Origin of the sequence: Pseudomonas sp. RC10, from assembly GCF_038397775.1 — a bacterium.
GTDB classification, from domain to species: Bacteria; Pseudomonadota; Gammaproteobacteria; order Pseudomonadales; family Pseudomonadaceae; genus Aquipseudomonas; species Aquipseudomonas bambusae.
This window is the reverse complement of the sequence record NZ_CP151650.1, coordinates 2,662,153-2,686,697: the sequence shown is the minus strand read 5'-3', so window position 1 is coordinate 2,686,697 and position 24,545 is coordinate 2,662,153. Positions and strand designations below refer to the sequence as shown.

General features: G+C 60.6%; 21 protein-coding genes. 10 read left to right on the top strand and 11 right to left on the bottom strand.

What is annotated here, in order from left to right; genetic code table 11:
- Positions 1–219: 219 nt before the first annotated feature.
- Positions 220–1,146, top strand: a complete 927-nt coding sequence (tal, locus tag AAEO81_RS12470) for a transaldolase (protein WP_166595155.1) — start codon at positions 220–222, stop codon at positions 1,144–1,146.
- A gap of 297 nt (positions 1,147–1,443) precedes the next feature.
- On the opposite strand, the gene rssC is transcribed toward tal, so the two are convergent.
- Together rssC and rssB are read right to left on the bottom strand one after the other, a co-directional pair.
- On the bottom strand, positions 1,444–1,926 hold the full coding sequence (gene rssC / locus AAEO81_RS12465) for an anti-sigma factor antagonist RssC (RefSeq protein WP_341963911.1): 483 nt from the start codon (positions 1,924–1,926) through the stop codon (positions 1,444–1,446).
- Positions 1,926–3,107, bottom strand: coding sequence for a two-component system response regulator RssB (gene rssB / locus AAEO81_RS12460; protein WP_166595154.1), 1,182 nt, complete (start codon positions 3,105–3,107; stop codon positions 1,926–1,928). The genes rssC and rssB overlap by 1 nt, the downstream gene beginning before the upstream one ends.
- A gap of 266 nt (positions 3,108–3,373) precedes the next feature.
- On the opposite strand from rssB, the gene AAEO81_RS12455 reads away from it, so the two are divergent.
- Positions 3,374–3,673, top strand: coding sequence for a PilZ domain-containing protein (locus AAEO81_RS12455; protein WP_166595153.1), 300 nt, complete (start codon positions 3,374–3,376; stop codon positions 3,671–3,673).
- Positions 3,674–3,784: 111 nt separating this feature from the next.
- Here AAEO81_RS12455 and AAEO81_RS12450 read toward each other — a convergent pair whose 3' ends face one another.
- Entirely contained in the window at positions 3,785–4,486 is a 702-nt protein-coding gene (locus AAEO81_RS12450; RefSeq protein WP_341963910.1) for a VacJ family lipoprotein, read from the bottom strand.
- A gap of 204 nt (positions 4,487–4,690) precedes the next feature.
- Here AAEO81_RS12450 and AAEO81_RS12445 point away from each other — a divergent pair, with 204 nt between their 5' ends.
- Complete coding sequence (locus tag AAEO81_RS12445; RefSeq protein WP_341963909.1) at positions 4,691–5,326, top strand: HAD family phosphatase; 636 nt, start codon at positions 4,691–4,693, stop codon at positions 5,324–5,326.
- 108 nt (positions 5,327–5,434) lie between these two features.
- The gene (locus tag AAEO81_RS12440) at positions 5,435–5,698 is read left to right on the top strand and encodes a DUF4404 family protein (protein ID WP_341963908.1); all 264 of its coding nucleotides are present in this window, start codon (positions 5,435–5,437) and stop codon (positions 5,696–5,698) included.
- 142 nt (positions 5,699–5,840) lie between these two features.
- Here the strand turns inward: AAEO81_RS12440 and queF are convergent, their stop codons facing one another.
- Positions 5,841–6,671, bottom strand: coding sequence for an NADPH-dependent 7-cyano-7-deazaguanine reductase QueF (gene queF / locus AAEO81_RS12435; protein WP_341963907.1), 831 nt, complete (start codon positions 6,669–6,671; stop codon positions 5,841–5,843).
- 85 nt (positions 6,672–6,756) lie between these two features.
- Positions 6,757–7,263: a cupredoxin family protein gene (locus AAEO81_RS12430; RefSeq protein ID WP_341963906.1), complete on the bottom strand. Its 507-nt coding sequence runs from the start codon at positions 7,261–7,263 to the stop codon at positions 6,757–6,759.
- A gap of 160 nt (positions 7,264–7,423) precedes the next feature.
- Here AAEO81_RS12430 and AAEO81_RS12425 point away from each other — a divergent pair, with 160 nt between their 5' ends.
- Together AAEO81_RS12425 and AAEO81_RS12420 are read left to right on the top strand one after the other, a co-directional pair.
- Entirely contained in the window at positions 7,424–8,104 is a 681-nt protein-coding gene (locus AAEO81_RS12425; RefSeq protein ID WP_341963905.1) for a heavy metal response regulator transcription factor, read from the top strand.
- Positions 8,104–9,462, top strand: a complete 1,359-nt coding sequence (locus tag AAEO81_RS12420) for a heavy metal sensor histidine kinase (protein WP_341963904.1) — start codon at positions 8,104–8,106, stop codon at positions 9,460–9,462. The genes AAEO81_RS12425 and AAEO81_RS12420 overlap by 1 nt, the downstream gene beginning before the upstream one ends.
- Before the next feature lie 120 nt (positions 9,463–9,582).
- On the opposite strand, the gene AAEO81_RS12415 is transcribed toward AAEO81_RS12420, so the two are convergent.
- From AAEO81_RS12415 to AAEO81_RS12405, 3 genes are all read right to left on the bottom strand, one after another.
- A complete protein-coding gene (locus AAEO81_RS12415; RefSeq protein ID WP_341963903.1) occupies positions 9,583–10,827 on the bottom strand; it encodes a lipoprotein-releasing ABC transporter permease subunit in 1,245 nt (414 codons plus the stop codon).
- Between the two features lie 65 nt (positions 10,828–10,892).
- Positions 10,893–11,576: a lipoprotein-releasing ABC transporter ATP-binding protein LolD gene (lolD, locus tag AAEO81_RS12410; protein WP_166595144.1), complete on the bottom strand. Its 684-nt coding sequence runs from the start codon at positions 11,574–11,576 to the stop codon at positions 10,893–10,895.
- A 7-nt stretch (positions 11,577–11,583) separates the two neighbouring features.
- Positions 11,584–12,834: a lipoprotein-releasing ABC transporter permease subunit gene (locus tag AAEO81_RS12405; protein ID WP_341963902.1), complete on the bottom strand. Its 1,251-nt coding sequence runs from the start codon at positions 12,832–12,834 to the stop codon at positions 11,584–11,586.
- A gap of 126 nt (positions 12,835–12,960) precedes the next feature.
- Here AAEO81_RS12405 and AAEO81_RS12400 point away from each other — a divergent pair, with 126 nt between their 5' ends.
- Both AAEO81_RS12400 and AAEO81_RS12395 read left to right on the top strand, forming a co-directional pair.
- Positions 12,961–13,548, top strand: coding sequence for a PilZ domain-containing protein (locus tag AAEO81_RS12400; RefSeq protein WP_166595142.1), 588 nt, complete (start codon positions 12,961–12,963; stop codon positions 13,546–13,548).
- A gap of 40 nt (positions 13,549–13,588) precedes the next feature.
- The gene (locus AAEO81_RS12395) at positions 13,589–14,311 is read left to right on the top strand and encodes a glycerophosphodiester phosphodiesterase (protein ID WP_166595141.1); all 723 of its coding nucleotides are present in this window, start codon (positions 13,589–13,591) and stop codon (positions 14,309–14,311) included.
- A gap of 42 nt (positions 14,312–14,353) precedes the next feature.
- Here AAEO81_RS12395 and sthA read toward each other — a convergent pair whose 3' ends face one another.
- Complete coding sequence (gene sthA / locus AAEO81_RS12390; protein ID WP_341963901.1) at positions 14,354–15,748, bottom strand: Si-specific NAD(P)(+) transhydrogenase; 1,395 nt, start codon at positions 15,746–15,748, stop codon at positions 14,354–14,356.
- A 507-nt stretch (positions 15,749–16,255) separates the two neighbouring features.
- Between sthA and AAEO81_RS12385 the strand changes: the two genes are divergently transcribed.
- The gene (locus AAEO81_RS12385; RefSeq protein WP_341963900.1) at positions 16,256–16,822 is read left to right on the top strand and encodes a chalcone isomerase family protein; all 567 of its coding nucleotides are present in this window, start codon (positions 16,256–16,258) and stop codon (positions 16,820–16,822) included.
- Between the two features lies 1 nt (position 16,823).
- Here AAEO81_RS12385 and AAEO81_RS12380 read toward each other — a convergent pair whose 3' ends face one another.
- On the bottom strand, positions 16,824–21,026 hold the full coding sequence (locus AAEO81_RS12380) for a DUF6543 domain-containing protein (protein WP_341963899.1): 4,203 nt from the start codon (positions 21,024–21,026) through the stop codon (positions 16,824–16,826).
- 298 nt (positions 21,027–21,324) lie between these two features.
- On the opposite strand from AAEO81_RS12380, the gene AAEO81_RS12375 reads away from it, so the two are divergent.
- A complete protein-coding gene (locus tag AAEO81_RS12375) occupies positions 21,325–22,614 on the top strand; it encodes an MFS transporter (RefSeq protein ID WP_166595137.1) in 1,290 nt (429 codons plus the stop codon).
- 378 nt (positions 22,615–22,992) lie between these two features.
- On the opposite strand, the gene AAEO81_RS12370 is transcribed toward AAEO81_RS12375, so the two are convergent.
- Positions 22,993–24,456 carry a glyceraldehyde-3-phosphate dehydrogenase gene (locus AAEO81_RS12370; protein WP_166595136.1) on the bottom strand — a complete coding sequence of 488 codons (1,464 nt, stop codon included), beginning with the start codon at positions 24,454–24,456 and terminating at the stop codon, positions 22,993–22,995.
- Between the last annotated feature and the right edge of the window lie 89 nt (positions 24,457–24,545).

Sequence of the window (24,545 nt, the reverse complement as noted above, 5' to 3'; positions counted from 1 at the left end):
CAACCTGTCTGGATCGAGTCTCCGCCCTCCTCGTGAACCGACGAACATGAACCCTACAGACCAAAAAACGTCTGCGAGAACCCGGTTCGTGGCTGGTGTACAGACCTGCTGTTTGCGCAAACGCAGGCCTCTAAGTCAGCGTGTTTGTTGCGGTTTACGCCCTTGAGTGACCGGCGGCGCTCGGGTAATGTCATCAAACCCACAGGACAGAGCACGCTCATGACTTCCAAGCTGGAACAACTCAAAAAAATCACCACCGTCGTTGCCGATACCGGCGATTTCGCTGCGATTGAAAAGCTCAAACCGGTGGACGCCACCACCAACCCTTCCCTGCTGCTGAAAGCTGGCTCGAGCGACAGTAACGCCGACCGCCTGAAAGAAGCGTTCAGCGGCAGCAACGATGACATCAATCTGGCCAGCGACCGTTTTGCCGTCGCCATTGGCCGTGAAATTCTTAAAGTCGTGCCGGGCCGCGTGTCGACCGAAGTCGACGCCCGAATCTCGTTCGACACTCAAGCCTGTATCGCACGTGCTGAACGTCTGGTGGGCTTGTATGAAGAATTTGGCATTGGTCGCGACCGCATTCTGATCAAGCTGGCCTCAACCTGGGAAGGTATCAAGGCTGCTGAGCAGCTGGAAAAGAAAGGCATTCAGTGCAACCTGACCCTGCTGTTCTCCTTCGCCCAGGCTCAAGCCTGCGCTGACGCCGGTGTGTTCCTGATTTCACCGTTCGTGGGCCGCATCTACGATTGGTACAAGAAGGCAGAAGGCAAGGACTACGTCGGTGCGGAAGACCCGGGCGTGAAGTCCGTGACCCGCATTTACAACTACTACAAGGCCAATGACTACAAGACCGTGGTCATGGGCGCCAGCTTCCGCAACCTGAGCCAGATCGAAGAACTGGCCGGCTGCGACCGCCTGACCATCAGCCCGGACCTGCTGCAAAAGCTCTCGGAAGACAACGGCACGCTGACGCAGAAGCTCAAGCCAGGCAATGGCGGCGAACCGCGTCAGACCCTGAACGAAAGCCAATTCCGCTGGGCGTCCAACGAAGACGCCATGGCCACCGAGAAACTGGCCGAGGGTATTCGTCAGTTCGCCCGTGACCAGGAAAAGCTTGAGGCACTGCTGCGCGCCAAGGCGTAAAGCACCGGCCACTCGTAAAAAAGGCGGCGCCCATTGGGTGCCGCCTTTTTTTGTGCCTGGGGTTTGGAATGGTTTTTTTAGCAGCAAACCGGACGGCTCACCGCAGCCCCCCTGTAGGAGCGAATTCATTCGCGAAAAATGGGTCAGGCGATGGGGATGTGTTGGCTGCACCGGCCCTTCGCGAATGAATTCGCTCCTACAGGGAGATCGGATGCTTGGGTCGATGTGGGTGCAACCCTGTAGCAGCACGGTGACAGAGGTGAGGCCGCTTAGGCCTCAGCGAACATTCGAAACCGCTTATTGGTGTTCGAGCGCATTCACCAGATCACGAAAGGCTTCGCGATTGGAGTCATTCAAGCCCATCAGAATCTTGTGCGCTTCCAGCACCTTGGCTTTCACCACATCTTCGCACTGATCCTGCGACGGCAAGTCGCTCAGCGCTTCGGGACGGGGAATTGGACGACCGACGATGTTGAACACCTGATCGAAGCCCATCGACTGCAACAGGCGCGTAATGTCCTCGTGAGTGGTCACGACGGTGGGCAACAGACCCGCTTTCTGACGGGACAGGATCGACAACTTGGCCAACAGGCCGAGGGTCGTGCTGTCAATGCTGCGCGTTTCGGTCAGATCGATCACCACGGTCGAAAAATTCCTCGAGGTGAAGATCCGCTCAATCGTCGCATCCAACGCCGAACAGAGGGTCAGGCGCACTTCTCCCACGAACTTCAGGACGAAGGTGCCATCTTGCTCGGCAAACTGGATTCTACCGGTACTCATTAAAGGTTCCTGCTCAACACTAACAAGGCGATATCATCCGGCATCTCCCCGAGCGTGGCCAATCCAAACTTACGACGCAGACCATCCAGGCTGCCGCCCGCCGACTTCACCAATTCAGGCAAGTTGGCCTCTTTCTCTTTGAGTGTATCACCTGGCAACAGGTCCAGAATGCCATCAGACAGCAGGGTCAGACTAAAGGACTCCGGCAGGTCCAGCACATGGTCCGAATACGTTGCTTCGTTGAACAACCCCACCGGCAGGCCGCGCCCTTCAAGGTAGCGGGTTTCTGTCGGCGTATACAGCACCGGCAACGGCAAATGTCCGCCAACGCTGTAAGTCAATTTACCGCTTTGCTCGTCGATCACACCGCCCACCATCGTCACGTGCTTGCCCAGCTTGCAGCTGATCAGACCCCGGTTGATGTGGCCCAGCACCTCGGAAGGCTTGAACTCGGGCAGCGTGCCGCCGCGCTTGGACTCGAACAACAGGCGCGTGGTCATGAATTTCAGCAACACGGTGATGAAAGCCGATGACGCACCATGGCCCGACACGTCGGCGAGATAGAATGCGACGCGGCGCTCATCGACGCGGAAATAATCGACGAAGTCACCGGACAGGTACAGCGACGGGATGATCTCATGTTCGAATTCGAACGAGTCAATCGCCCACGGGTTGGTCGGCAGCATGTTCATCTGAACCTGGCGACCGGCATCCTGGTCTTCCTGCAGCAGATGCAGGCTGGCTTCGAGTTCGCGGTTGGCGGTCTCAAGCTTCTGACGGTAGAGCTGGTTTTCCTGAAGGAGGCGCGCGCGATCCAGTGCCCGCTTGACGGAGTGCTCAAGCACTGCAAGGTCTTCCAGCGGTTTGATCAGGTAGTCGGCCGCGCCAAGACGCAATGCTTCGACAGCATCGCTCATGACACCCGCGCCGGAGACCACGATCACCGGAGTGTCCGGCGACAGGCTGGTGACCTGACGAATCAGCTCCAGGCCTCCAACTTGAGGCATGCGCAGATCGCAGATCACGAGATCAGGCGTGTTTTTCTCGAAGGATTCCAGACCTTGCTTGCCATTGCTGGCCTGCAAGACGCTGAACCCACTGTCTTCCAAGTAGGCCGCGAGGCTCGCGCGCACCACTTCGTCGTCATCGATAATCAGCAGCGTGGCACTGGTTTTTTGCATGTGGGCAAACGGCGCCAGATCAGGTTGGCGTAAGCGGTCGGATTCTGTCAGGCCGCTTACTGGATTCGCTTCTAGCCTCTCTGTACGGTGGCAGCGGACTTTTGGTCAAACGCTTCAGTCGTCAGAGGTGCCCTTCAAGGCGCAGACGGTACTCCCATCCGCCGGGCGTTTCAAGCTCGCTCCAGTGGTCGGTCGGCGTCTTTACATCTCAAATCGCCCGGAGTTATAAGAACCCCTAAATCAGCAACAAAAATGAAGGATGCACCATGGGTCAGATCGATCGCGACTATGCAGAGAAACGAGACTACATCCGCATGCGTGTCGACGCGGACATCAGCCTGATCTACGCAGGCCAGATCATCCCCGCCGTGTGCGTGGATTTATCCAGCTCCGGCATGCAGATACAGGCGCCTCGGTCGTTCAAGGTCGGTGACCGGATCAGCGTCCGAATCGAGTCCGAACACGCCGCGCTCAAAGGCCTGGAAGCCGACACCGAGGTGGTCTGGATCGCCGACGTCGAAGGTGACGAGCAGAAACTGGGGCTGACCATTTTGACCATGAAGTGATATCAAAACGGAACCGCTTCACAGATTCGGCAAAAAGAATTACGAAAAAATACGAAAAAAAAGGCGACTCGGAAGTCGCCTTTTTTGCATCTGCGCAACAGTCAGTCGCGATTAAAAATCGTCGACGACCTTGCCATCCTTGACCTTGAACTCGCGGTTTTGCAAGTAGGCGTTACGGATGAAGATGTATTTGTCGCCGTTGACCAGTTTTTCAGCCGACAACAGGCTGGCACGGGTGTCCACCACGCTCACGCCAAACGCCGTGTTGCGGGTCGGCACGTGGTCGATGTAGCGGTACGGCTGGGTGTAGGTGTCAGGGTATTTAGCGAAGGCATCACGCACGGTGCTCGGACCGAAGAACGGCAGCATTACGAAAGGCCCGCTGCCCACGCCCCAGTGGCCCAGGGTCTGGCCGAAGTCTTCGTCGTTGCGTTGCAGGCCCATCTTGGTGCCGACGTCGAAGAAGCCCAGCAGACCGAACGTGGTGTTGATGATCAAGCGGGCAGTGTCCACGCCAGCAGCCTGAGGCTTGGCTTGCAGGACATCGTTGGCGAAGTTGGTCACCTCACCGACGTTCTTGAACATGTTATGGATGCCGTCTTCGAGAAACTGCGGCGTAATGAAGTCATAGCCTTGGGCGATGGGCTTCAGCGCGTAAGTGTCGACAGTGTCGTTGAAACGGAAGATCGCACGGTTGACGCCTTCCCACGGATCATCTTCAGCGGCCTGAGCGGCCATCGGCACCAGGGCCAGACCGGCCCAGAAACACGTTCGAGCCAGACGATTGATAAAGCCTGCACCGGTCACGGGCATAGCAAAGACTCCCAGTCAAAAGTGATGAAGCGGGCGCTACGCCCCCCAACCAAAGGCGAGAGTATAAAGCGTTCTGTCACTATTTACGTCGCCGAACACTGACGGAATGTGCTGATCTTTAAACATCCGCTCACAATGTCACCCTTCGGTCATCGCACTGTCATGAAACTCCCTTAGCGTCTTGGGCATTTGAGAGGGAATTTCATGCTTGCCCCGGTCGCCGTGCCCGCCCCTTCGTTCACCGCCGTGCTTTTTGGACTAAGCGGCTGCCTGGTCGATTTCGGCGCGCAGGTGCGGACCTTGCGCAGCCGCGATGGCCAATCGTTTGACTCACACGACGCCACCCCCTTCTCCCACCCAACGCCCGGCGCGATGGTGGCCTTGAGAAGCCTCAAGCAGCAAGGCATCCCCTGCGCGTGGATCGATGAATACCCCGCCGCGATCACCGAGCAGCTGGCGTCTCCGCTCGCCGGTCTGGTGCACCCCACCCCAAGCCCGAACAACCACTGGCCTGCGCCGGATGCCTGCTGGCAGGCCTTGATGAGCCTGAATGTCGCCCAACTCGACGGCTGCGTGCTGGTCAGCGGCGATCCTCGTCTGCTGACTGCTGGGCTCAATGCGGGGCTGTGGACCGTGGGCCTCGCGTCCTGTGGACCGTTGTGCGGGCTGTCACCGGCTCATTGGGACGCCCTGAGCGACCTGGAGCGTGAGCGCCTACGAGGCCGCGCCACCCTGGAGCTGTACGCGACGGGCGCGCACTCGGTGATCGATCATCTGGCCGATCTGGAATCCTGCCTGGCGGACATTTCCCTGCGCCGCATGAAGGCCGAAAAGCCCTGATTGATCAGGGTCATGCAGAAAGGCCCGGTGTGGATTAGTCTTACCGACAAAGGACCTTTGCCGACGCGCTGAGGTCCATGCAGAGACTACTCATAAAGGGAGCACCCTATGCCCGCCCGCGAACTGGAAGTACAACTCAATGCACTGCGCGAGCAACTGGAGCAGAACCCGCCGCTGACCCAAGAAGAACGCGAAGACCTGCATACGCTGATGGCGCAGATCCAGGCCGAGATCGCCGTCGAAAACGCCACCCCCGACAACAATCTGGCCGATGGTGTGAACCTGGCAGTCGAACGCTTCGAAGTCGAACACCCCACCATCGCCGGCACGTTGCGCAACATTGTGCTGACGTTGGGGAACATCGGGATTTAAGTCGAATCGACTGATGCACGAACACCTGTAAGTGAATTCATTGGCGAAGGGGCGCTACGGCCCATACATCTCCATCGCCTGTACCCCTTTTCGCGAATGAATTCGCTCCCACACGGACATTGTTCAGCGCCCCGACATCGGGCTATTGCCGCGCCAACCGCCCGTTGTCCAGCGTCAGCGTCTCAGTGCTGCGGTACGGGTTGATGTCCAGCCCGCCACGGCGCACATAACGCGCGGAGACCGTTAGCTTTTCCGGTCTCAGCAGTCGTTTCAGGTCCATGAAGATGCGTTCGACGCACTGCTCATGGAAGTCCGAATGCTGGCGAAAGCTGACGATGTAGGCCAGGAAGCTGGCGTGATCCAGCGCTGCACCGCGATAGGCCACGGCAACGCTGCCCCAGTCCGGCTGGCTGGTAACTGGGCAGTTGGATTTCAGCAGGTGGCTGTGCAGCGCCTCTTCGATCACCCGCGACTCGTCGCAACGCAGCAGCTCAGGCTGCGGGCGGTCGTAGCTGTTGATGCTCACGTCCAGACCGTCGACGCAGACGCCCGGCACCGCCACGATGCCATCGGCTTCGATGTCCTTCAGGGAACGAATGCGCACACCCACGGGCTTGCCAGCGGCGGCCGACAAATCTCTCTCTAACACACTGACCAGCTCGGCCTGCGACGCGAACGGCGTCTGGTTCAGCGAGTTGAGGTAAAGCTTGAAGGATTTGGATTCGATGATGTTCGGCGAATCGGCAGGAATGCTGAACTCGCCAATCGCCACCACCGGCTTGCCCGACGGCAGCAGCCACGACAGTTCGTAGCAATTCCAGAAATCGACACCCTGATATGGCAGCGTCTCGGCGGTCAGCCCCAGCTCGGCCCACTTGGCGGTGCGCGGAATGGGAAACAGCAGGGACGGCGTGTAGGTGGCAATGTATTCACTGGACTTGCCCAAGGGCGAGTGTTCGGCTGCGGGATGCATGGCGGGACCTGAAAACGTATAAAAAGAAGGCGGAAGTGAAATCCTGACCGCCGAGTTTATAGGTTTTGTCCCGCTTTTTCAGCGATTACTCGGCGATCGATACCTTGCCGACCATGCCCGCCTGGTAGTGACCCGGCAGATTGCAGGCGAATTCCAGGTTGGTGGCCTTGGCGAACGTCCACGTCAACTCGGCCGTCTTGCCCGGCTCCACCAGCACGCTGTTGGCATCGTCGTGCTTCATCGCACTGTGATCCATCCCGGCCATGTCATGCTTCATGCCGGTCGACGTCAACATGCCGCTGGCGACCATCTTGAGCATTTCCTGCTGATGGGCCGCGTGCATGGCGGCGTCTCCCAGATTGAACTCGTGCAGCAGTTGGCCCTTGTTCACCAGCACGAAGTGCACGGTCTCGCCCTCTTTGACGTCGAGGGCCTTGGGTTCGAAATACATGTCGCCCAGCGTCAGCTCGACCGTGCGGGTCGCCTGATCGGCCTTGGCCGGGTGACCAAAATCAAAGTGCTCGCCGGGGGAAGCCTGAGACGAAAGACTCACACCCAGCAATACGGCGGCAGCGACAAAACGAGCGAACATGGGAATCTCCAGCAAACGACAATCGATGACCTTAAGGTAGGCTCCCGCCACTGGCAATCAGCTGACCGCAAGATTACAACTTTGTAAGCTTGGCCCCTGCTCGCCCCGCTCACGTTATAAAGCGCAACGAATGAGCGTCACTGGAAGCGACCGATCACCCATGAAATTACTGATCATCGAAGATCAAGCGAAAACCGGCCACTACCTGCGCCAAGGCCTGTCCGAAGCCGGGTTCACCACGGAACTGGTCGCCGACGGCACCAGCGGCCAGCATCTGGCGCTGACCGGGGACTACGCGCTGCTGATTCTGGACGTCATGCTGCCGGGGCGGGATGGCTGGCAAATCCTGCAGGCCGTGCGCAGCGCGGGCCTCGACACGCCGGTACTGTTCCTGACCGCCCGCGACGCCGTCGAGGACCGGGTGCGCGGCCTGGAATTGGGCGCGGATGATTATCTGGTCAAGCCTTTCGCCTTCTCCGAACTGCTGGCCCGGGTGCGCAGCCTGTTGCGTCGGGGCGGCAGCGCCAGCCCGGAAACCCACCTGCAGCTGGCCGACCTGCGACTGGACCTGTTACGCCGTCGCGTCGAGCGCAATGGCCAGCGCATCGACCTGACTGCCAAGGAGTTCGCCCTGCTGGAGCTGATGCTGCGACGCCAGGGCGAGGTGCTGCCCAAATCGCTGATCGCCTCCCAGGTCTGGGACATGAACTTCGACAGCGACACCAACGTGATCGAAGTCGCCATCCGCCGCCTGCGCCTCAAAGTCGATGACGATTACCCGAACAAGCTCATCCACACCGTGCGCGGCATGGGTTACGTCCTCGAAGAGCGCAGCCTGTGATGTTCGGGCGGATTTCCCTGGGCAGCCGACTGGCCCTGCTGTTCGCCGCCTGCACGGCGGTGGTGTCGTTGACGGCGGGCGTGCTGTTCAATCAGGCCAGTGAAAGCCATTTCATGGAGCTGGATCAGCAACTGCTGGACAGCAAACTGCCAACCGTGCGCGATGCCTTGAAGGATGTAACCAGCGCGGAGCAACTGAACCAGCGCCGTCCGACGTTGATGAGGGAGCTGGCCCACTCGCCGGACCTGGCCTTGCAGCTTCGCAGCCCTGATGGCGCGCTGTGGTTCGACAGCCTTTCCCCTTCAATCCCGACACCTGCAGCCCATGAAGGTCTGCACACCCTGACCGACAACGGCACGGCTTACCGCGCTTACACCGTGCCCCTGCAACCTGATCAGCCAGGCACGCCGCAACTGACCCTGCTGCTGGACATCACCCATCACCAGCACTTTCTGGAACGCATGCAACACCTGATCTGGCTGACCGTCGGCCTGTCAGCACTGGCCACTGCCGTGCTGGGCGCCTGGGCGGCACGCAGCGGTTTGCGGCCCTTGCGTCGAATGAGTGAGGTCGCGGCCAGCGTGTCCGCCAGTTCGCTGACGACACGCCTGCCGCACGCCGAGATGCCCAGCGAGCTGGCCGAACTGAGTCAGGCTTTCAACGCCATGCTGGGTCGTCTCGATGATGCGTTTCAGCGCCTGTCTGCATTTTCCGCCGACATCGCCCATGAACTGCGTACGCCTCTGTCGAATCTGCTGACCCACACGCAGGTCACCCTCACCCGCCCCCGCGATGTGGCGGAGTACCGCGAAGCGTTGCTGGGCAATCTGGAGGAGCTGCAAGGGATGGCGCAGATGGTCAACGACATGCTGTTTCTCGCCAAGGCCGAGCATGGGTTATTGAACCCGAACCGCGAGCGTCTGGCGCTGGGTGAAGACGTCGATGCCTTGCTGGAGTTTTTCCTGCCCGTCGCCGAGGACGCGCACGTGGCGCTGAGCCGTGAGGGCGAGGCCGTCGTGGAAGGCGATCGCCACATGCTGCGCCGCGCCCTGTCCAACCTGCTGGACAATGCACTGCGCTTCACCCCTGTTCAGGGTCGGGTGTCGGTGAAACTGGAATCGTCCGTCCAGCGCGTGCGAATTGGCATTGAAAACACGGGCCCGACCATTCCGGCCGAGGTGCTGCCACGGCTCTTTGACCGGTTTTATCGCGCTGATCCGGCACGTCATGAGGGCAGCAGTGAACATGCGGGCCTGGGGCTGGCGATCACCCAGTCGATCATCAAGGCCCATGGCGGGACGATCCGCTGTGAATCGCAGGAGGGTGTGACGCGGTTTTTGATTGAATTGCCTGTTTGAAATCGACACGCCACCTGTAGGAGCGCGCTTGCCCGCGATTACCATCTGTCAGACACAGAATCGGTGCAGACAGACCGCCATCGCGGGCAAGCGCGCTCCTACAGAATGTGACTCAACGGATCATTCATACCGCAACGCATGGGCCGGCTGAATCTGCGAGGCGCGATACGCTGGGTAGATCGTCGCCAGAAAGCTCAGGATCAACCCCGCCGCACAGATCATCACCACGTCACTGCCTTCCAGTTGCGATGGCAGGTTGCTGATGAAGTACACGTCCGAGGTGAAAATGTGCTGGCCGGTCACGCGCTCGACCCAGCCCACCAACTGACTGACGTTGATCGCGGCGATCACGCCCAATACGCCGCCGATGATCGTGCCGATCACGCCGATCACCGAGCCTTGCACCATGAAGATGGTCATGATCTGACGAGGCGTCGCGCCAATAGTGCGCAGGATTGCGATGTCGGCGCCCTTGTCGTTCACCACCATGATCAGCGTGGCGATGATGTTGAAGGCCGCGACAGCGACGATCATCAGCAACAACAGACCGATCATGGTCTTTTCCATTTTCATCGCGCTGAACAGACTGCCCTGTGTGTGGGTCCAGTCATCGGCCTTGTAGTCCGCGCCGAGACTGCCCGCGATGGCGGTCGAGACCTGCGGCGCCGCGTACAGGTCGGTCAGCGCCAGACGAACGCCCTGCACCTGGTTCGGCTGCCAGCGCTGGATCGCCGCGGCATCGGCCACGTTGACCAGCGCCATGGAGCCGTCAAGCTCGGCGCCGACCTTGAACACGCCGACCACGGTCAGGCGTTGCAGGCGCGGGGTGATACCGCCCGGATCGCTGCTGATTTCCGGGACGATCAGGGTGATTTTGTCGCCCACGTTCAGGCGGAAGCGCCGCGCCGTGATTTCACCGATGACCACGCCAAACTCGCCAGCCTTCAAGTCCTGCAGGCGGCCCTGAACGATGTGCTGGGTGACGATGGAGACCTGGGATTCCAGCGCCGGGTCCACGCCGTTGATCTCGATCGGCTGCATCGAACCCTTGTACGACAGCATGCCGTCCATTTGCGTGAACGGCACGGCCGCCGTGACTTGGGGGTTTTTCAACGCGGCGTCGGCAGCGGGTTTCCAGTCGTCCAGCGGCTTGACCCCGTCGATGACCGCGTGGGGCACCATGCCAAGAATCCGCGAGCTCATTTCCTTCTGAAAGCCGTTCATCACGGACAGCACGACGATCATCGCCAGCACGCCCAACGCCAGCCCGATCATCGAGGTCATCGAAATGAACGAGATGAAGTGGTTGCGCCGCTTGGCCCGCGTGTATCGCGTGCCGATGAAGATGGATAACGGTCTGAACATTCGTGGAGCACCGTAGCTAAATAGGAACACCCCGACGCCATGAAGCGGGCGTCGGGTTCAATGCATCACGCCTCGACGAGACGGCCTTCTTCCAGACGCCACACGCGGTCCATCTGGCGAGCCAGCGACAGGTCGTGGGTCACCACCAGAAACGCGGTGCGCGACGAGGTGCTGAGCTCCAGCATCAGGTCCTGAATGCCTTGGGCCGTGTGGGAATCGAGGTTGCCGGTCGGTTCGTCGAGCATCACCAGACCCGGCTGATTCACCAGCGCCCGGGCAATGGCCACCCGCTGGCGTTCGCCACCGGACAGCTCGGACGGTTTGTGCGCCAGGCGGTGCTTGAGCCCTACCCGCTCCAGCAACGCGGTGGCGCGCTGACGGGCTTCCGGGATCGGGGTCTTGCCGATCAGGAGCGGCATGCAGACGTTCTCCAGCGCGGTGAACTCTGGCAGCAAATGGTGAAACTGATACACGAAACCCAGTGCCCGGTTGCGCAGCAGGCCACGGGCCTTTTCATTCAACGCGGACAGCTCTTCGCCAGCGAGCCATACGCTGCCCTCGGTCGGCGTGTCCAGGCCGCCCAACAGGTTGAGCAAGGTACTTTTGCCGGAGCCGGAACTGCCGACAATCGCCACGCGTTCGCCAGGGTGCAACTCCAGTTGCAGGCCCGACAGCACGACCACGGATTCCGGGCCTTCCTCGTAGGATTTGCCCAGGTTGCGGCAACTCAGTACAGCTTTATCACTCATGCGCGACTCACTCATAACGTAGCGCCTCCGCCGGCTGGGTGCGCGCGGCACGCCAGGCGGGATACAAGGTGGCGAGGAAACTCAGGACCAGGGCCGCGCCGCATACCATCAGCACGTCACTGGTCATCAATTGCGAAGGCAGATAGTCGATGAAATAGACATCCGCGTTGAGAAACTTGTGCCCGATCAGGCCTTCCAGCGCCGAGATCGCGGCACTGACGTTCAGTGCAGCAAGAGTGCCGACGGCCGCGCCAATCGCCGTGCCGACCACACCGATCACCGTGCCCTGCACCATGAAGATCGCCATGATCTGCCCTGGCGTCGCCCCCAGCGTGCGCAAGATCGCGATGTCGCCACGCTTGTCGTTGACCACCATCACCAGCGTCGAAATGATGTTGAACGCCGCCACCGCCACGATCAGCAGCAAGAGCAGGCCAATGATGGATTTCTCCATGCCGATGGCCTGATACAGGTTGCCGTGGGTGCGGGTCCAGTCCCGGGAGTAATACTGGTGATCGCCGAGGCTCTGGGCGATGTCGTAAGCCGTGCGCGGTGCCTTGAACAGGTCGGTGAATTTCAGGCGCAGCCCCTGCACTTGATCAGGCTTCCAGCGGTGCAGACGGGCCAGGTCCTGAAGGTTGGTCACGCCGAGGTAGCCGTCGAGTTCGCCCGCGCCGACGTGGAAGATGCCGACCACGGTGAAGCGCTTCATGCGCGGGAACATCCCGGCGGGCGTGACCGTGACTTCAGGCGAGACGAAAGTGACTTTGTCGCCGATGCCGACGCCCAGCTTGGTCGCGGCCTTGTCGCCGATGACTACGCCGAAGCCGCCTGACACGAGGTCGTCAAGTCGGCCCTGTTTCATGAAGCCATCGATAATCGAAACTTTGCGTTCCTGAACCGGGTCGATGGCATTGAGCAGGATTTTCTGCACATTGCCGTTGTTGGTCAGCAGGCCCTGCATCTGGGTGAACGGCGCAATGGCTTCAACCTGAGGGTTCTGCTTGACCTTCGCCGCGAGGCTTTGCCAGTCGCTGATCGGCTCGCCGGATTCGATGGTCGCGTGGGGCACCATGCCAAGGACGCGGGTGCGCATCTCATGATCGAAACCGTTCATGACCGATAACACGACTATCATCACCACGACGCCCAGGGCGAGACCGATCATCGACGTCAGGGAAATGAAGGAGACAAAATGATTACGGCGTTTTGCACGGGTGTAACGCGTGCCGATAAATACAAAAAGAGGTCTGAACATGTAGGGGCTTGTTCGGAGGAATGGGAACGTCCTTGTGGCGGGCCTGGGCCTGCGGCTTTACACTCGAATCGCTGAGTCGCAAACGAGAGCAATCACTCTGACAACCGCCGCTACCATGGGTTCGCCATGTCGACATTAGATGAAGAAGAACGCCGCGAATACTACCGTATCGAGGACAGCGTCGCACTGGAAATTCAACGCATTCCAGCGTCCGGCTCGGTCGATGAGCTCGCTCATCGGGACACCTCGACCCTCTTCGATCTGCTGAGCGAGTTGCACGTCGCCGAGTTCGAATCGCAGCATCTGCTGCGCCAGCTCGACGACCGCGACCGTACCACCAACAGCTTCCTGCGGGCCATGAGCAAACGAATCGATTTGCTCGGTCAAGTGGTGGCTCAGACGGTTCTAGGCAAGCTCGGCGCTCCGCAAAAAGTGATCATGTCCGAGGGCGGCCTGCAATTCAACGCTCACCAGCCCTTCCCCGTCGGCAGCCTGTTGTCGGTCAAAATGGTGCTCATGCCCCAGGCGTCCGGGATGATGCTGCGGGCCAGGGTCACGCAATCCCAGTCCCTCACCCTTGGCGATTTCGAGATCGGCACCGAGTGGGTCGAGCTGAGCGATGCCCAGCGACAGCTTCTGGCCAGACACATCCTGCAACGACAAGCCGCGCAACGACGCCTGGCCCGAGAGCAAAACACCCCTGATCCATCCTGATTTTGAGCCTGTAGGCGCCTTCGTAATTCAAGGAGTATTTGTGACCCTTATCTATGGCCACCGCGGCGCTAAAGGCGAAGCACCGGAAAACACCCTCACCAGCTTTCAGGAATGCCTGAAGCACGGGGTCAAGCGTTGTGAACTGGACCTGCACCTGTCCCGTGACGGCGAACTGATGGTCATCCACGACCCGACCCTGAAACGCACCACCGACCGGCGCGGCAAAGTGGTCGAGCATGATGCGAAGGACCTGGTGACCTACGACGCGCGCAAGGGCGGCCCGGGCTGGGTCAATCCGTGCCCGATTCCGCGCCTGGAAGAGCTGTTCGAGAAATGCGATTTCGACCACTGGCAACTGGAAGTCAAGAGCGCGTCACGCACCCGAGCGGCCACGACCGTATTGGCGATCCGCGAGATGGCGCAACGTCACGGTCTGCTGGACAGGGTCACCATTACGTCGAGTTCGCGGGAAGTGCTCAAGGCGGCGCTGGAGCTGACCCCGGACCTGTCGCGAGGGCTGGTGGCGGAATACGCGTGGCTCGACCCGTTGAAGGTCGCCACGAGCTATGGCTGCGAGATTCTGGCGCTGAACTGGACGCACTGCACGCCCGAGCGCCTGAAGAAAGCACAGACCCTGGGCCTGCATGTGTCCGTCTGGACCGTCAACGAGCCCGCGCTGATGCGCAGACTCGCCGACTTCGGCGTTGACAGCCTGATTACAGACTTTCCCGGTTTGGCCAGCGCCACCCTCGGGAATTACTGAAATCGGTCTCCCCGGCCGGCTCAGGCCACCGGCCGGAGCCGCTCAAAAAAGCCGGTTGAGGCCGTCGTATGCCGCGACCCGATAGGCTTCGGCCATGGTCGGGTAGTTGAACGTGGTATTGACGAAATACTTGAGGGTATTCGCCTCGCCGGGCTGGCTCATGATCGCCTGACCGATGTGCACGATCTCCGACGCCTGGTCGCCGAAGCAATGCACGCCGAGAATCTGCAGGGTTTCGCGGTGGAACAGGATCTTCAACATGCCCACTGGCTCGTTGGAGATCTGCGCACGGGCCATGCTTTTGAAGAATGCCTTGCCCACTTCGTACGGCACCTTGGCCTGGGTCAGGTCGTGTTCGTTCTGACCGATCGAGCTGATTTCCGGGATGGTGTAAATGCCAGTCGGCACGTCGTTGACGAAGCGCCAGGTGCCGTTGTCCACCGCCTTGCCCGACGCCGAACGCCCCTGGTCGTACGCTGCACTCGCCAGACTCGGCCAGCCAATCACGTCGCCCGCGCCAAAAATGTTGGGCTTGCTGGTGCGGTACTCCTCGTCGACTTCGATCTGGCCACGGCCGTTGGCCTTGATGCCGACGTTTTCCAGACCCAGTCTGTCGGTGTTGCCGGTCCGACCGTTGCACCACAGCAAGGCGTCGGCCTTCACTTTCTTGCCGGACTTGAGGTGCAGGATCACGCCGTTTTCGAGGCCTTCGACGCGCTCGTACTCTTCGTTGTGGCGCACCATCACGTTGTTGTTGCTGAAGTGATAGCTCAGGCCTTGGGAGATTTCGGCGTCGAGGAAGCTCAGCAACTGGTCACGGTTGTCGATCAGCTCGACGTCCACGCCCAGACCGCTGAAGATCGACGCGTATTCGCAACCGATCACGCCAGCCCCGTAAATGATCAGCTTGCGCGGGGTGTGGCTGATGCTGAGGATGGTGTCGCTGTCGTAGATACGCTTGTGGGAAAAGTCGATATCCGCTGGGCGATAAGGCCGTGAGCCGGTGGCGATGATGATCTGGTTGGCGACCAGCTTTTCCACGACGCCGGTGTCGCAGACCACGTCAACGGTGCGCTCGTCGGCAAAGCTGCCGGTGCCGAAGAACACGTCGACGCGATTGCGGGCGTAGTAGCCAGTGCGGGATGCGACCTGTTTGTTGATGACTTTTTCAGCGCTTTTCAGCACGTCCGGGAACGAAAACCAGCGCGGCTCGCCAATGGCCCGGAACATCGGGTTGGTGTTGAACTGGATGATCTGCTTGACCGAGTGACGCAACGCCTTGGACGGGATCGTGCCCAGGTGGGTGCAGTTGCCGCCGACCTGCCGACGGCTGTCGACCATGGCTACCTTGCGCCCAGCCTTGGCGGCGTTCATTGCCGCGCCTTCTCCAGCTGGGCCGGAACCCAGTACCACTACGTCGTAGTTGTAGACAGCCATGCGTACTCCTTAGAACAGGCCGAGGCGCCACTCTGGCGTCTCTGGCTAACCCATGCCGCGCCTGGCGGCATGAAGAATCGAAACTCGCGGCGCAGTCTAATCGTCCGGCGTCGCGGGGAACATTAACCCTTGGTCGCGTCGCAGGCCAATTTTGTCTGCGTTACGTGACACTCGTCACCCTGGTGAGGCGCGGAAAATGCCCAATGGGTGCGGATGATAAATGTGTTGGTGGGGGGAATCCCAATAAAAGCTGCATTTTTTGTGGGGTTGAGGCGTGGAGGGCGTTTTTTGCCGTACAACTACAGGGATTCGACGGCGCGACTCGGCATCAGGCAGGATGCGGTCTTCACTGTGGGAGCGAATTTATTCGCGAAAAATCTATCGGTCGCTGGAGATGCACCGCCATGTCTGTGCGAATAGCGTAGGCCGTTTGCATACCCCGCCGCACCGCGCACCGCTAAAAATGTCATACCCTTACCTCACCCCCTCGCCACAGAAGACACCCTCATGCGCCACCGCCTCATTCACTGGATGCTCCTGCTTGCCGCGTTCGCCAGCCCGATGGCCATGGCGTCTCAGGCGGACTTGCTCAAGCAGGCCAACTTCCCTGCCCGGCTCGACGGCCATTCCCCGGCGCTGGAGCGCAAGAACCAGGCGATCCTCACCTACCTCTGGACCGACGTTTACGCCGCCGCCTTTTATGCCGAGCCTTCAATCAGCGCCAAACAGGCTGCGTTCACCCAGTCACCCCAGAAACTTGAGCTGTATTATTTTCGGGACATCGACCGCCAGGACGTGATCAAGGCCGCCAACGCGGCCCTCGAAAAACAACAGCCGCAAGACACCCTCGTTCGCTTGAAACCCGAACTCGACCGCCTGCACCAAAGCTTCCAGAACATCGTCAAAGGCGACCGTTACGACCTGACCTGGGACCGCACCGATGGCTTGAACCTGACGCGCAATGGCAAGGTGATCTTTGCCAGCCCCGACCCTGAGCTGGCAAAGGTGTATTTCGCGATCTGGCTGGCGCCGGACGGTCTGTCGACTGACCTGCGCGAGGCCCTGCTTAAATAAGCTAGCCCGCGAGGCTCAGAAACAACCGCTGCGCGATCTCCTTGCCGATGGCGCTGCGGTACACGCGAATCACGTCCTTGCTCTCCTTCGCCGCCTTGACCTGCGCCTTGTACCCCACAAACCGCTGCTCCGGGAGTTTCAGGTGAGCAGCGGTGAACGCCTCGGCTGCCGCGTTTTCACTGGCGTAATGAAAATGCGCCCACCACAGCACCCGCTGATCCGTGTCACGGATCACGTATTCCTGCAGGAAATCGTTTCGTTTGGCGCCTGACACATTCTTGCGCCCCTCGAACCGGGCGATGTCCACCTCACGCTCCTGAGCCAACCAGGCGAGACGTCCCGCCGTCGGCGGTTGCGCCTTGATCATCTCGATGCGCAAGGTCCGTCCCTCCTCCACCAGCCGGGAGGCCGACGCCCGCAACGCGCTCACCTGAACCTGAGCCGCTTCGTCACTGTCCGTCGTGCTCGTGAGCTTTTCCGCGAGCGCCGTCAGCCGGTCGGCCTTGTGGGTCAGGATGTCCTGCATGTCCGCAGGCTCATCCGCCTTTTTCGACTGACGCCGGGCGTTGGCAATGTCTGCCTCGACGCGCTCCAACAACGAGGTGGCCTGACGTTTGAGTTCCGCCAGTGCCACCACAGGCACGGGCTTTTCAGGTTGAGCAGGCGCGACCGTTTCAACCTCGACCCACTCCCCGTTCTCATGCAGGTGGTACGTCTCGATCACGGTGTTGCCCATGGATTGCGTGACATCGACCACCGCACCCGGCATATCGGGTTCGCCTTCGCGCAACTGCCCCACCAACGTGCGGTGGGCGCGGGTCTTGAACACCCGTTTGCGCGGCTGCCGAACGCGTGGCGCGTAATCCACAGGACGCGCCACAGGCTCGGTGCTTTCACGGATCAGATCCGACAAGCGTTTTTCCGCCCGGTCGGCGATCCAGCCAAACTCCTCCAGAAAACGGGTGAATCGCACCGGGTCGAACGCTTCGGGCACGCTTTGCTGGGCGCACACAGCGATAAGGATGCCTCGATCGTATTCACGCAACGAGCTTTCAAGCACGTCGATCTGCTCGGCGAGGGTGTAATCGTTGGGTTTTTCCAGCTCGATCTGAGAACTGACCGCCGCATGGAGGCGGTCGTCCGTGCGCAATGATTTGAGCTCCAGGCTGCCCTGTTTGGACAGAATCACATCCTTGCTGAAGCTTAGTTCCAACAGCGACCACAAACGCGTCGCCCGCCAGTCCAACTGGGTAAACACATTGCTGCGGACCAGATCCAGCACCTCGTCATGCCAGATTTTTTCGCCCACCTTGGGCACGTCCCGCAGTTGCTGCCACAGGCTTTCCCTGAGTCCGGACCACTGGGTCCCCCGCTCTTCGATCTGCAACATGTCTTCGAACAGCGCCACGTAGCCGTCCACGTTCTCTTGCGTCACCGCCGACACTGAAACCGCTTCAAGCCGGTCCATTTGGTTGCGCGCCAGCTTGACGAGGTTTTGCAGCAACACGCCCTCGTAAAACGCGATACGTCGGACCAGCGCCTGAAGGTCTTTGGCCACGGTCGTCTCGGGTGCTCGGTCGGCGGGTCGCAAGGAAGCCTGTAAGCGCTGGCGTTCCTCAACGATGGCTTTCAGTTCGTTCAGGTCGGTTTCGATCAGGTCGTACAAGGTGCCGGGCAGCTGCGTTTTCGCACCTCGACACGTTTTGTTCCAGCCGACGAACCGTCGAAACAGCACGACCTGGTGCTGATCCAGCACCGCTTCACGCTCAGTCACCGCCTTGAGCTTTGCGGCGTTTTCCAAGGCAACCTGTCGGGCGTTACGTTTCGGACCTCCGCCCCGCAAGCCGAGGGACAGATCCAGTGTCCACCGCCCGCCTGTGCGCCGTAGCCTGGGACCCACGATTGCCGAGGACCGAGGGTCGATCACTCGCACGTTTTCATCCCTGAACGCCACGCGGTACACGCCGCTGTCCAGCCGGGCGTGCCACTGTCCGTCGTGCAAGTACAGGCCTTCCCTGCCCGGTTCCGCCGACAGCGCACCCAAGTCCGGCTCAGGCATGACTTTCAGACGTTCAAGGTCTCGGGCCTGTGCCGGGGTCAGCCGATGCCGCACGCTGGACCAGGAAAAATCCAGCAAGGGTGTCAGGACAGTCGCCTGCGACTCGCCGACCACCGTCTCCGGCGCTTCGGTGGGCCCATGCCCTGCCCGCGTCGCCTCCCCCTCCGCGACTTCGGCTCGGGGCGTTCGCAGGCGGGGCACGAATCCTTCGTGCATAAGCATCATGGACACCGTCAGCAACAGCGCCGTCCACGCTTGCCGCTCCGGGTGACCGACCGCACGCTTGCGCGCCACCAGCACTTGATCCACGGCACTCATCAGCTGCACGAGCCACAACGCGTTGCCGACCGCGCCCGACAGAAACGGCATCACCAGGTCCAGCCCGAGCCAGCCTGCCCGCTGAATCATGGCCCAGCGGCTTTCGGCATTGGATACGGAGTCGCGATCCGCGAGCTCCACCAGCGCCCGGGCGTTCGCATTGAACAGGGCAACGAGCACGTCACCGTCCACGTTGGCGACCGCCAGTTGCGCCGGTGCGGGGTTCTCGATCGGCGTGAAATCGGAGCCCAGCCCGAAACGGACGATGTGAGGTTGATCGAAGCCGCCGTTGGCGTAGCGCTGCCGCCCATGATCGGTCATCCAGACGAGCGCGTCGTCTTGCAGTTCGCCTGTCCTGGCAATGGCACTGCGCAGTTCCAGCCACGTGGCAAACTCCATCAGCGGCATCGGCGCCAAGGGTCGATACAACACGAACGGACCCACAGCGGTATCCGACGCACCGATCACGAACTGGTTGCAGACGTCATCCGCCACGGCGCCCGGCTGCGCCACCCACGCCAGCGGGCGCAACACCGTGTCGCTGCCAAGGTGTGCAGCAGAACGCCCAAACAGCGAACAGACCCGCCGATAGCCCGCGTCCGTCAGCCCACCTTCGCCACGGAGTTTCTGCTCCAGCGCCTTCAGCGGCAGTTGCACACGCAGTTGGTCGCCGAACAGCCGTTGCCGTCGCGACACCTCTACAGGGTCAGTCATCAAATACTGACGCACCAACGTCGGATACGCACGGCCGATGTCAGCCCGCACCACCAACTGCTTAAGGTAGTCGATCGTCAGCCATCGCGGCAGCGGTCCGCCATCGCGCAACGACAATACGATCGTGCCGCTGGGAACACTGCACAGGTTGCCCAACGCAAAGTGGGCCACGCTCATGCGCTGATGTTCGATGCTGCCAATGGGAATGAACTGCCCCGCCGACGGCACAGGGACGGCTACCACCTTGTCGATGTGCACCGTGACGTCGTCCAGTGTCAGCCAGGTGACGTCCGGGTGATCGCCACGCATCAGGTCTTGCAGGGTCTTGCGCGCGTAATCGAGCAGCGGCGGCACGTCATCGTCCCAGCAGCGTCCCGCCGCTCGCGCGTTCACGACCGCCAAAGCCGCGAGTCGGCGGCTGAAATCGAGACGGTCGGCGGACGAGGCACGGCTCAACCAGCCCGGCACCTGCTCGATCCGTGACAGGTGCCGGGCAATCGCGGCGTCTTGTGCGTCGCTCAGCCACGGCAGGATGTCCGTGGTCTTGGCCACGTAGCGCTCGATCTCGTCGAAGTCATTCAGGCCAAGCGAGGGAATGGCCTGAAGATCGGCGAGTTGCGCATCAAGTATCGCCAGCGCCTGCTGTTCGAAAACGCTCGCGTCAGTGTTTTCCGGGCGCCGCTGAGCCAAGGCATTCGCCAAGCGGGTACAGGGCGTGGCGCCGTCTGCACCCGCACGATCCCAAAAAGCGATCAAGGACCCGGTGAAATCATCGAGCAGACCCAGAGAGACCGTGTCGACGAGGATGGCCAGCGCCTCCATGTCGACGTCAGGAACGGCGACAAGTGAGAAGGCTGGATCGACGACCAGCGCATCAGCCCCGTTCTTCCAGCGGGGTGTCTGGCCGCTGGCAAAAAACCGCCGCAAACAGGCGGTCAGCGTCGCAGTCCTCGCTTCTCCGTTTTCGGCCTGTCCAGTGACGACGGCCACGTCGGGGTCGAGGTGAACGTCAGGGAAGTAAGACGTCAGGGCAGCCCTCAGCGAATCGCGGGCCTGCTCAGACAGGGAGGGGCGTCGGGAAAACAGATCGATCAGGTCAAATTTGTCAGTCATTGTGCACTCAACTCGCAAGAATGAGCCGTGACCTTCGAGGTAAACAGCGGGCACGGCCGAACAGATCAGGCGAGTTAAAGGCACACGGGCCAACGAGGTGACATAAACAAATAGTGCGATGGCCCGCTCAGGGCAGTGATGCGAGAAGCCAGATGCAAGGCTTCTGATTGCCATCCGCCACTTTTACACATATCGTTACAAATCTGTGCAGTGCGAGGCCAAGCCCGTGCCGCGCGGCAGAGGACGTACAAATACAACGGATTTCCCCCAGCTAGACAGCCTAAGTGAGTAATTCCAAATGGCCTCGACCACAGGCAAAGGCAAAGCGATTTTTCGCGTTGTCAGCGGCAACTTCCTTGAAATGTTTGACTTTATGGTCTATGGCTTCTACGCCACAGCCATCGCCAAAACCTTCTTCCCGGCCGACAGCGAATTCGCATCCCTGATGCTGTCGCTCGCCACCTTCGGCGCAGGCTTCCTCATGCGCCCGCTGGGTGCCATCTTCCTCGGCGCCTATATCGACCACCATGGCCGTAAGAAAGGTCTGATCATCACCCTGGCCATGATGGCGATGGGTACGATCCTGATCGCTTGCGTACCGGGTTACGCCACGCTGGGCGTTGCCGCGCCGTTGCTGGTGTTGATCGGCCGTCTGCTGCAAGGCTTCTCCGCTGGTGTGGAACTGGGCGGTGTGTCGGTGTACCTGGCTGAGATCTCGACGCCGGGCCGCAAAGGCTTCTTCGTCAGCTGGCAGTCCGCAAGCCAGCAGGCAGCGGTGGTGTTCGCAGGCCTCTTGGGTGTTGGCCTCAACCACTGGCTGAGCCCGGAAGAGATGGGCCAATGGGGCTGGCGTGTGCCGTTCCTCGTGGGCTGTGCGATCGTTCCGGCGATCTTCATCATCCGTCGTTCGCTGGAAGAAACCCCTGAGTTCGAAGCCCGTGCTCGCAAACACCGTCCAACCATGGGCGAAGTGATGAAGTCCATTGGCTCGAACTTCGGTATCGTCATCGCCGGCATGGCGCTGGTGGTCATGACCACCGTGTCGTTCTACCTGATCACCGCGTACACGCCAACCTTCGGCAAAAACGAACTGCACCTGTCCGACCTGGACAGCCTGTTGGTGACCGTCTGCGTCGGTATCTCGAACTTCATCTGGCTGCCGGTGATGGGCGCGGTGTCTGACAAGATCGGTCGCAAACCCCTGCTGCTGGCGGCGACCATTCTGGCCATCGTCACGGCGTACCCTGCCCTGTCCTGGCTGACCGCCAACCCGAGCTTCGGCAACCTGCTGATGGTCGAGTTGTGGTTGTCCTTCTTGTACGGCTCCTACAACGGCGCGATGGTGGTCTCCCTGACCGAAATCATGCCCGTCGAAGTGCGCACCACCGGTTTCTCCCTGGCCTACAGCCTGGCGACCGCGACCTTCGGTGGCTTCACCCCGGCGGCCTGTACCTACCTGATCCATGAGCTGAACAACAAGGCAGCTCCCGGCATCTGGTTGAGCGGCGCTGCCGTGCTGGGCCTGATCGCCACGCTGGTGCTGTTCCGCAAAGGCGGTCATGCGCACGTGGAAGCGGTCACGAGCTAAAGGCTGCAAGCTGCAGTGGAAACGCAAACGCCCTGACTGGTTCAGGGCGTTTTTTGTTGGGCGGTCTATGAACATTTTTCTGCAACGCCGACGACATCTGTTTTGACACCACTCCCCTGTGGGAGCGAATTCATTCGCGATGGGCCTTACAGCCGATACACCTTTGCCGCCTGACGCGTTTTTCGCGAATGAATTCGCTCCCACAGGGAATCCGCCGAGGCTCGGAATTTGGCCGGACTTAAACCCCGCAAACAAAAACGCCACGACCGGGTGCTCCGGTCGTGGCGTTTTTTGGTTGGTTTGCGGCTTGCAACTCGTGACTCGTCGCCGCTTTAGCAGCTTGCAGCTTATAACTTGCCGCTTGCCGCTGCTTCTACCTTACTTCGGGAAAGCAGGCGGGTTGACCCCGGCCATGTCTTCCATCACGCGAACCACCTGGCAGCTGTAACCGAATTCGTTGTCGTACCAGACGTACAGCACGACGCGGTTGTCGTTGACGATGGTAGCTTCGGCGTCGACCACACCGGCGTGGCGCGAGCCGACGAAGTCGGTGGAGACCACTTCCTGCGACGCCACGAAGTCGATCTGCTTGTGCAGGTCCGAATACAGCGCGGTGTGGCGCAGGTATTCGTTGACTTCTTCACGGGTCGTTTCAGTGCCCAGGTTCAGGTTCAGGATCGCCATCGACACGTTCGGCGTCGGAACACGGATCGCGTTGCCGGTCAGCTTGCCGGCCAGCTCAGGCAGCGCCTTCGCAGCCGCGGTGGCAGCGCCGGTTTCGGTGATGACCATGTTCAGCGCGGCGCTACGGCCACGGCGATCGCCTTTGTGGAAGTTGTCGATCAGGTTCTGGTCGTTGGTGTACGAGTGAACCGTTTCAACGTGACCGTTGACGATACCGAACTTGTCGTTGATCGCCTTGAGGACCGGCACGATGGCGTTGGTGGTGCAGGACGCGGCCGAGATGATCTTGTCATCGGCGGTGATCTGCTGGTGGTTGATGCCGTGAACGATGTTCTTCAGCTTGCCTTTGCCCGGCGCGGTCAGCACGACGCGGTCGATGCCAGGGCATTGCAGGTGCTGGCCCAGGCCGTCGGCATCACGCCATACGCCGGTGTTGTCCACCAACAGTGCGTCCTTGATGCCGTACTGGGTGTAGTCCACCTCGGTCGGGCTCTTGGCGTAGATCACTTGAATCAGGTTGCCGTTGGCACTGATGGTGTTGTTCGCTTCGTCGATGGTGATGGTGCCGTCGAACGGGCCGTGAACCGAGTCACGGCGCAGCAGGCTGGCGCGCTTGACCAGATCGTTCTCGGCGCCTTTGCGCACGACGATGGCACGCAGACGCAGGCCGTCGCCACCACCGGTTTTTTCGATCAGGATGCGTGCCAGCAGACGACCGATACGGCCGAAACCGTACAGCACGACGTCGGTGCCCTTACGGTCGCCGGAATTCTGTTGGCCAACGATTTCAGCCATTTCTTCGCGGACGAACTGCTCGGCCGTGCGGCCATTGGCTTCGGCCTTGTATTTAACGGCCAGCTTGCCCAGGTCCACCGAAGCGGCACCCAGTTTAAGCTCGCTCATCGCTTTGATGAGCGGGAAAGTTTCGTGTACGGACAACTCGGTCGCGTCGGCTTGACGATGACGCGCAAAGCGGTGTGCTTTGAGAATCGCAATCACTGAACGATTGATCAGGGTGCGGCCATAGATCGAACTCACCACATTGTTATTGCGGTAGAGCTGACCGATAAGCGGGATCATCGCCTCGGCGAGCGCTTCACGATCGATCCATTCACCAAGACACTGGTCGGGCTTCTGAGTCACGGGAACCTTCCACATGTAGGGGCTGAAAAAAGGGACTACATTATGCCCAAGCCTTTGTTTATGAGCAATCCGGAGTTTTGAACGGCCCCGGCACTACATAATTC

What these genes read in the sequence shown, in the direction of transcription:
- tal (WP_166595155.1), top strand. Translation starts at nt 220, where the DNA reads ATGACTTCCAAGCTGGAACAACTCAAAAAAATCACCACCGTCGTTGCC.
- rssC (WP_341963911.1), bottom strand. Translation starts at nt 1,926, where the DNA reads ATGAGTACCGGTAGAATCCAGTTTGCCGAGCAAGATGGCACCTTCGTC.
- rssB (WP_166595154.1), bottom strand. Translation starts at nt 3,107, where the DNA reads ATGCAAAAAACCAGTGCCACGCTGCTGATTATCGATGACGACGAAGTG.
- AAEO81_RS12455 (WP_166595153.1), top strand. Translation starts at nt 3,374, where the DNA reads ATGGGTCAGATCGATCGCGACTATGCAGAGAAACGAGACTACATCCGC.
- AAEO81_RS12450 (WP_341963910.1), bottom strand. Translation starts at nt 4,486, where the DNA reads ATGCCCGTGACCGGTGCAGGCTTTATCAATCGTCTGGCTCGAACGTGT.
- AAEO81_RS12445 (WP_341963909.1), top strand. Translation starts at nt 4,691, where the DNA reads ATGCTTGCCCCGGTCGCCGTGCCCGCCCCTTCGTTCACCGCCGTGCTT.
- AAEO81_RS12440 (WP_341963908.1), top strand. Translation starts at nt 5,435, where the DNA reads ATGCCCGCCCGCGAACTGGAAGTACAACTCAATGCACTGCGCGAGCAA.
- queF (WP_341963907.1), bottom strand. Translation starts at nt 6,671, where the DNA reads ATGCATCCCGCAGCCGAACACTCGCCCTTGGGCAAGTCCAGTGAATAC.
- AAEO81_RS12430 (WP_341963906.1), bottom strand. Translation starts at nt 7,263, where the DNA reads ATGTTCGCTCGTTTTGTCGCTGCCGCCGTATTGCTGGGTGTGAGTCTT.
- AAEO81_RS12425 (WP_341963905.1), top strand. Translation starts at nt 7,424, where the DNA reads ATGAAATTACTGATCATCGAAGATCAAGCGAAAACCGGCCACTACCTG.
- AAEO81_RS12420 (WP_341963904.1), top strand. Translation starts at nt 8,104, where the DNA reads ATGTTCGGGCGGATTTCCCTGGGCAGCCGACTGGCCCTGCTGTTCGCC.
- AAEO81_RS12415 (WP_341963903.1), bottom strand. Translation starts at nt 10,827, where the DNA reads ATGTTCAGACCGTTATCCATCTTCATCGGCACGCGATACACGCGGGCC.
- lolD (WP_166595144.1), bottom strand. Translation starts at nt 11,576, where the DNA reads ATGAGTGATAAAGCTGTACTGAGTTGCCGCAACCTGGGCAAATCCTAC.
- AAEO81_RS12405 (WP_341963902.1), bottom strand. Translation starts at nt 12,834, where the DNA reads ATGTTCAGACCTCTTTTTGTATTTATCGGCACGCGTTACACCCGTGCA.
- AAEO81_RS12400 (WP_166595142.1), top strand. Translation starts at nt 12,961, where the DNA reads ATGTCGACATTAGATGAAGAAGAACGCCGCGAATACTACCGTATCGAG.
- sthA (WP_341963901.1), bottom strand. Translation starts at nt 15,748, where the DNA reads ATGGCTGTCTACAACTACGACGTAGTGGTACTGGGTTCCGGCCCAGCT.
- AAEO81_RS12385 (WP_341963900.1), top strand. Translation starts at nt 16,256, where the DNA reads ATGCGCCACCGCCTCATTCACTGGATGCTCCTGCTTGCCGCGTTCGCC.
- AAEO81_RS12380 (WP_341963899.1), bottom strand. Translation starts at nt 21,026, where the DNA reads ATGACTGACAAATTTGACCTGATCGATCTGTTTTCCCGACGCCCCTCC.
- AAEO81_RS12375 (WP_166595137.1), top strand. Translation starts at nt 21,325, where the DNA reads ATGGCCTCGACCACAGGCAAAGGCAAAGCGATTTTTCGCGTTGTCAGC.
- AAEO81_RS12370 (WP_166595136.1), bottom strand. Translation starts at nt 24,456, where the DNA reads ATGTGGAAGGTTCCCGTGACTCAGAAGCCCGACCAGTGTCTTGGTGAA.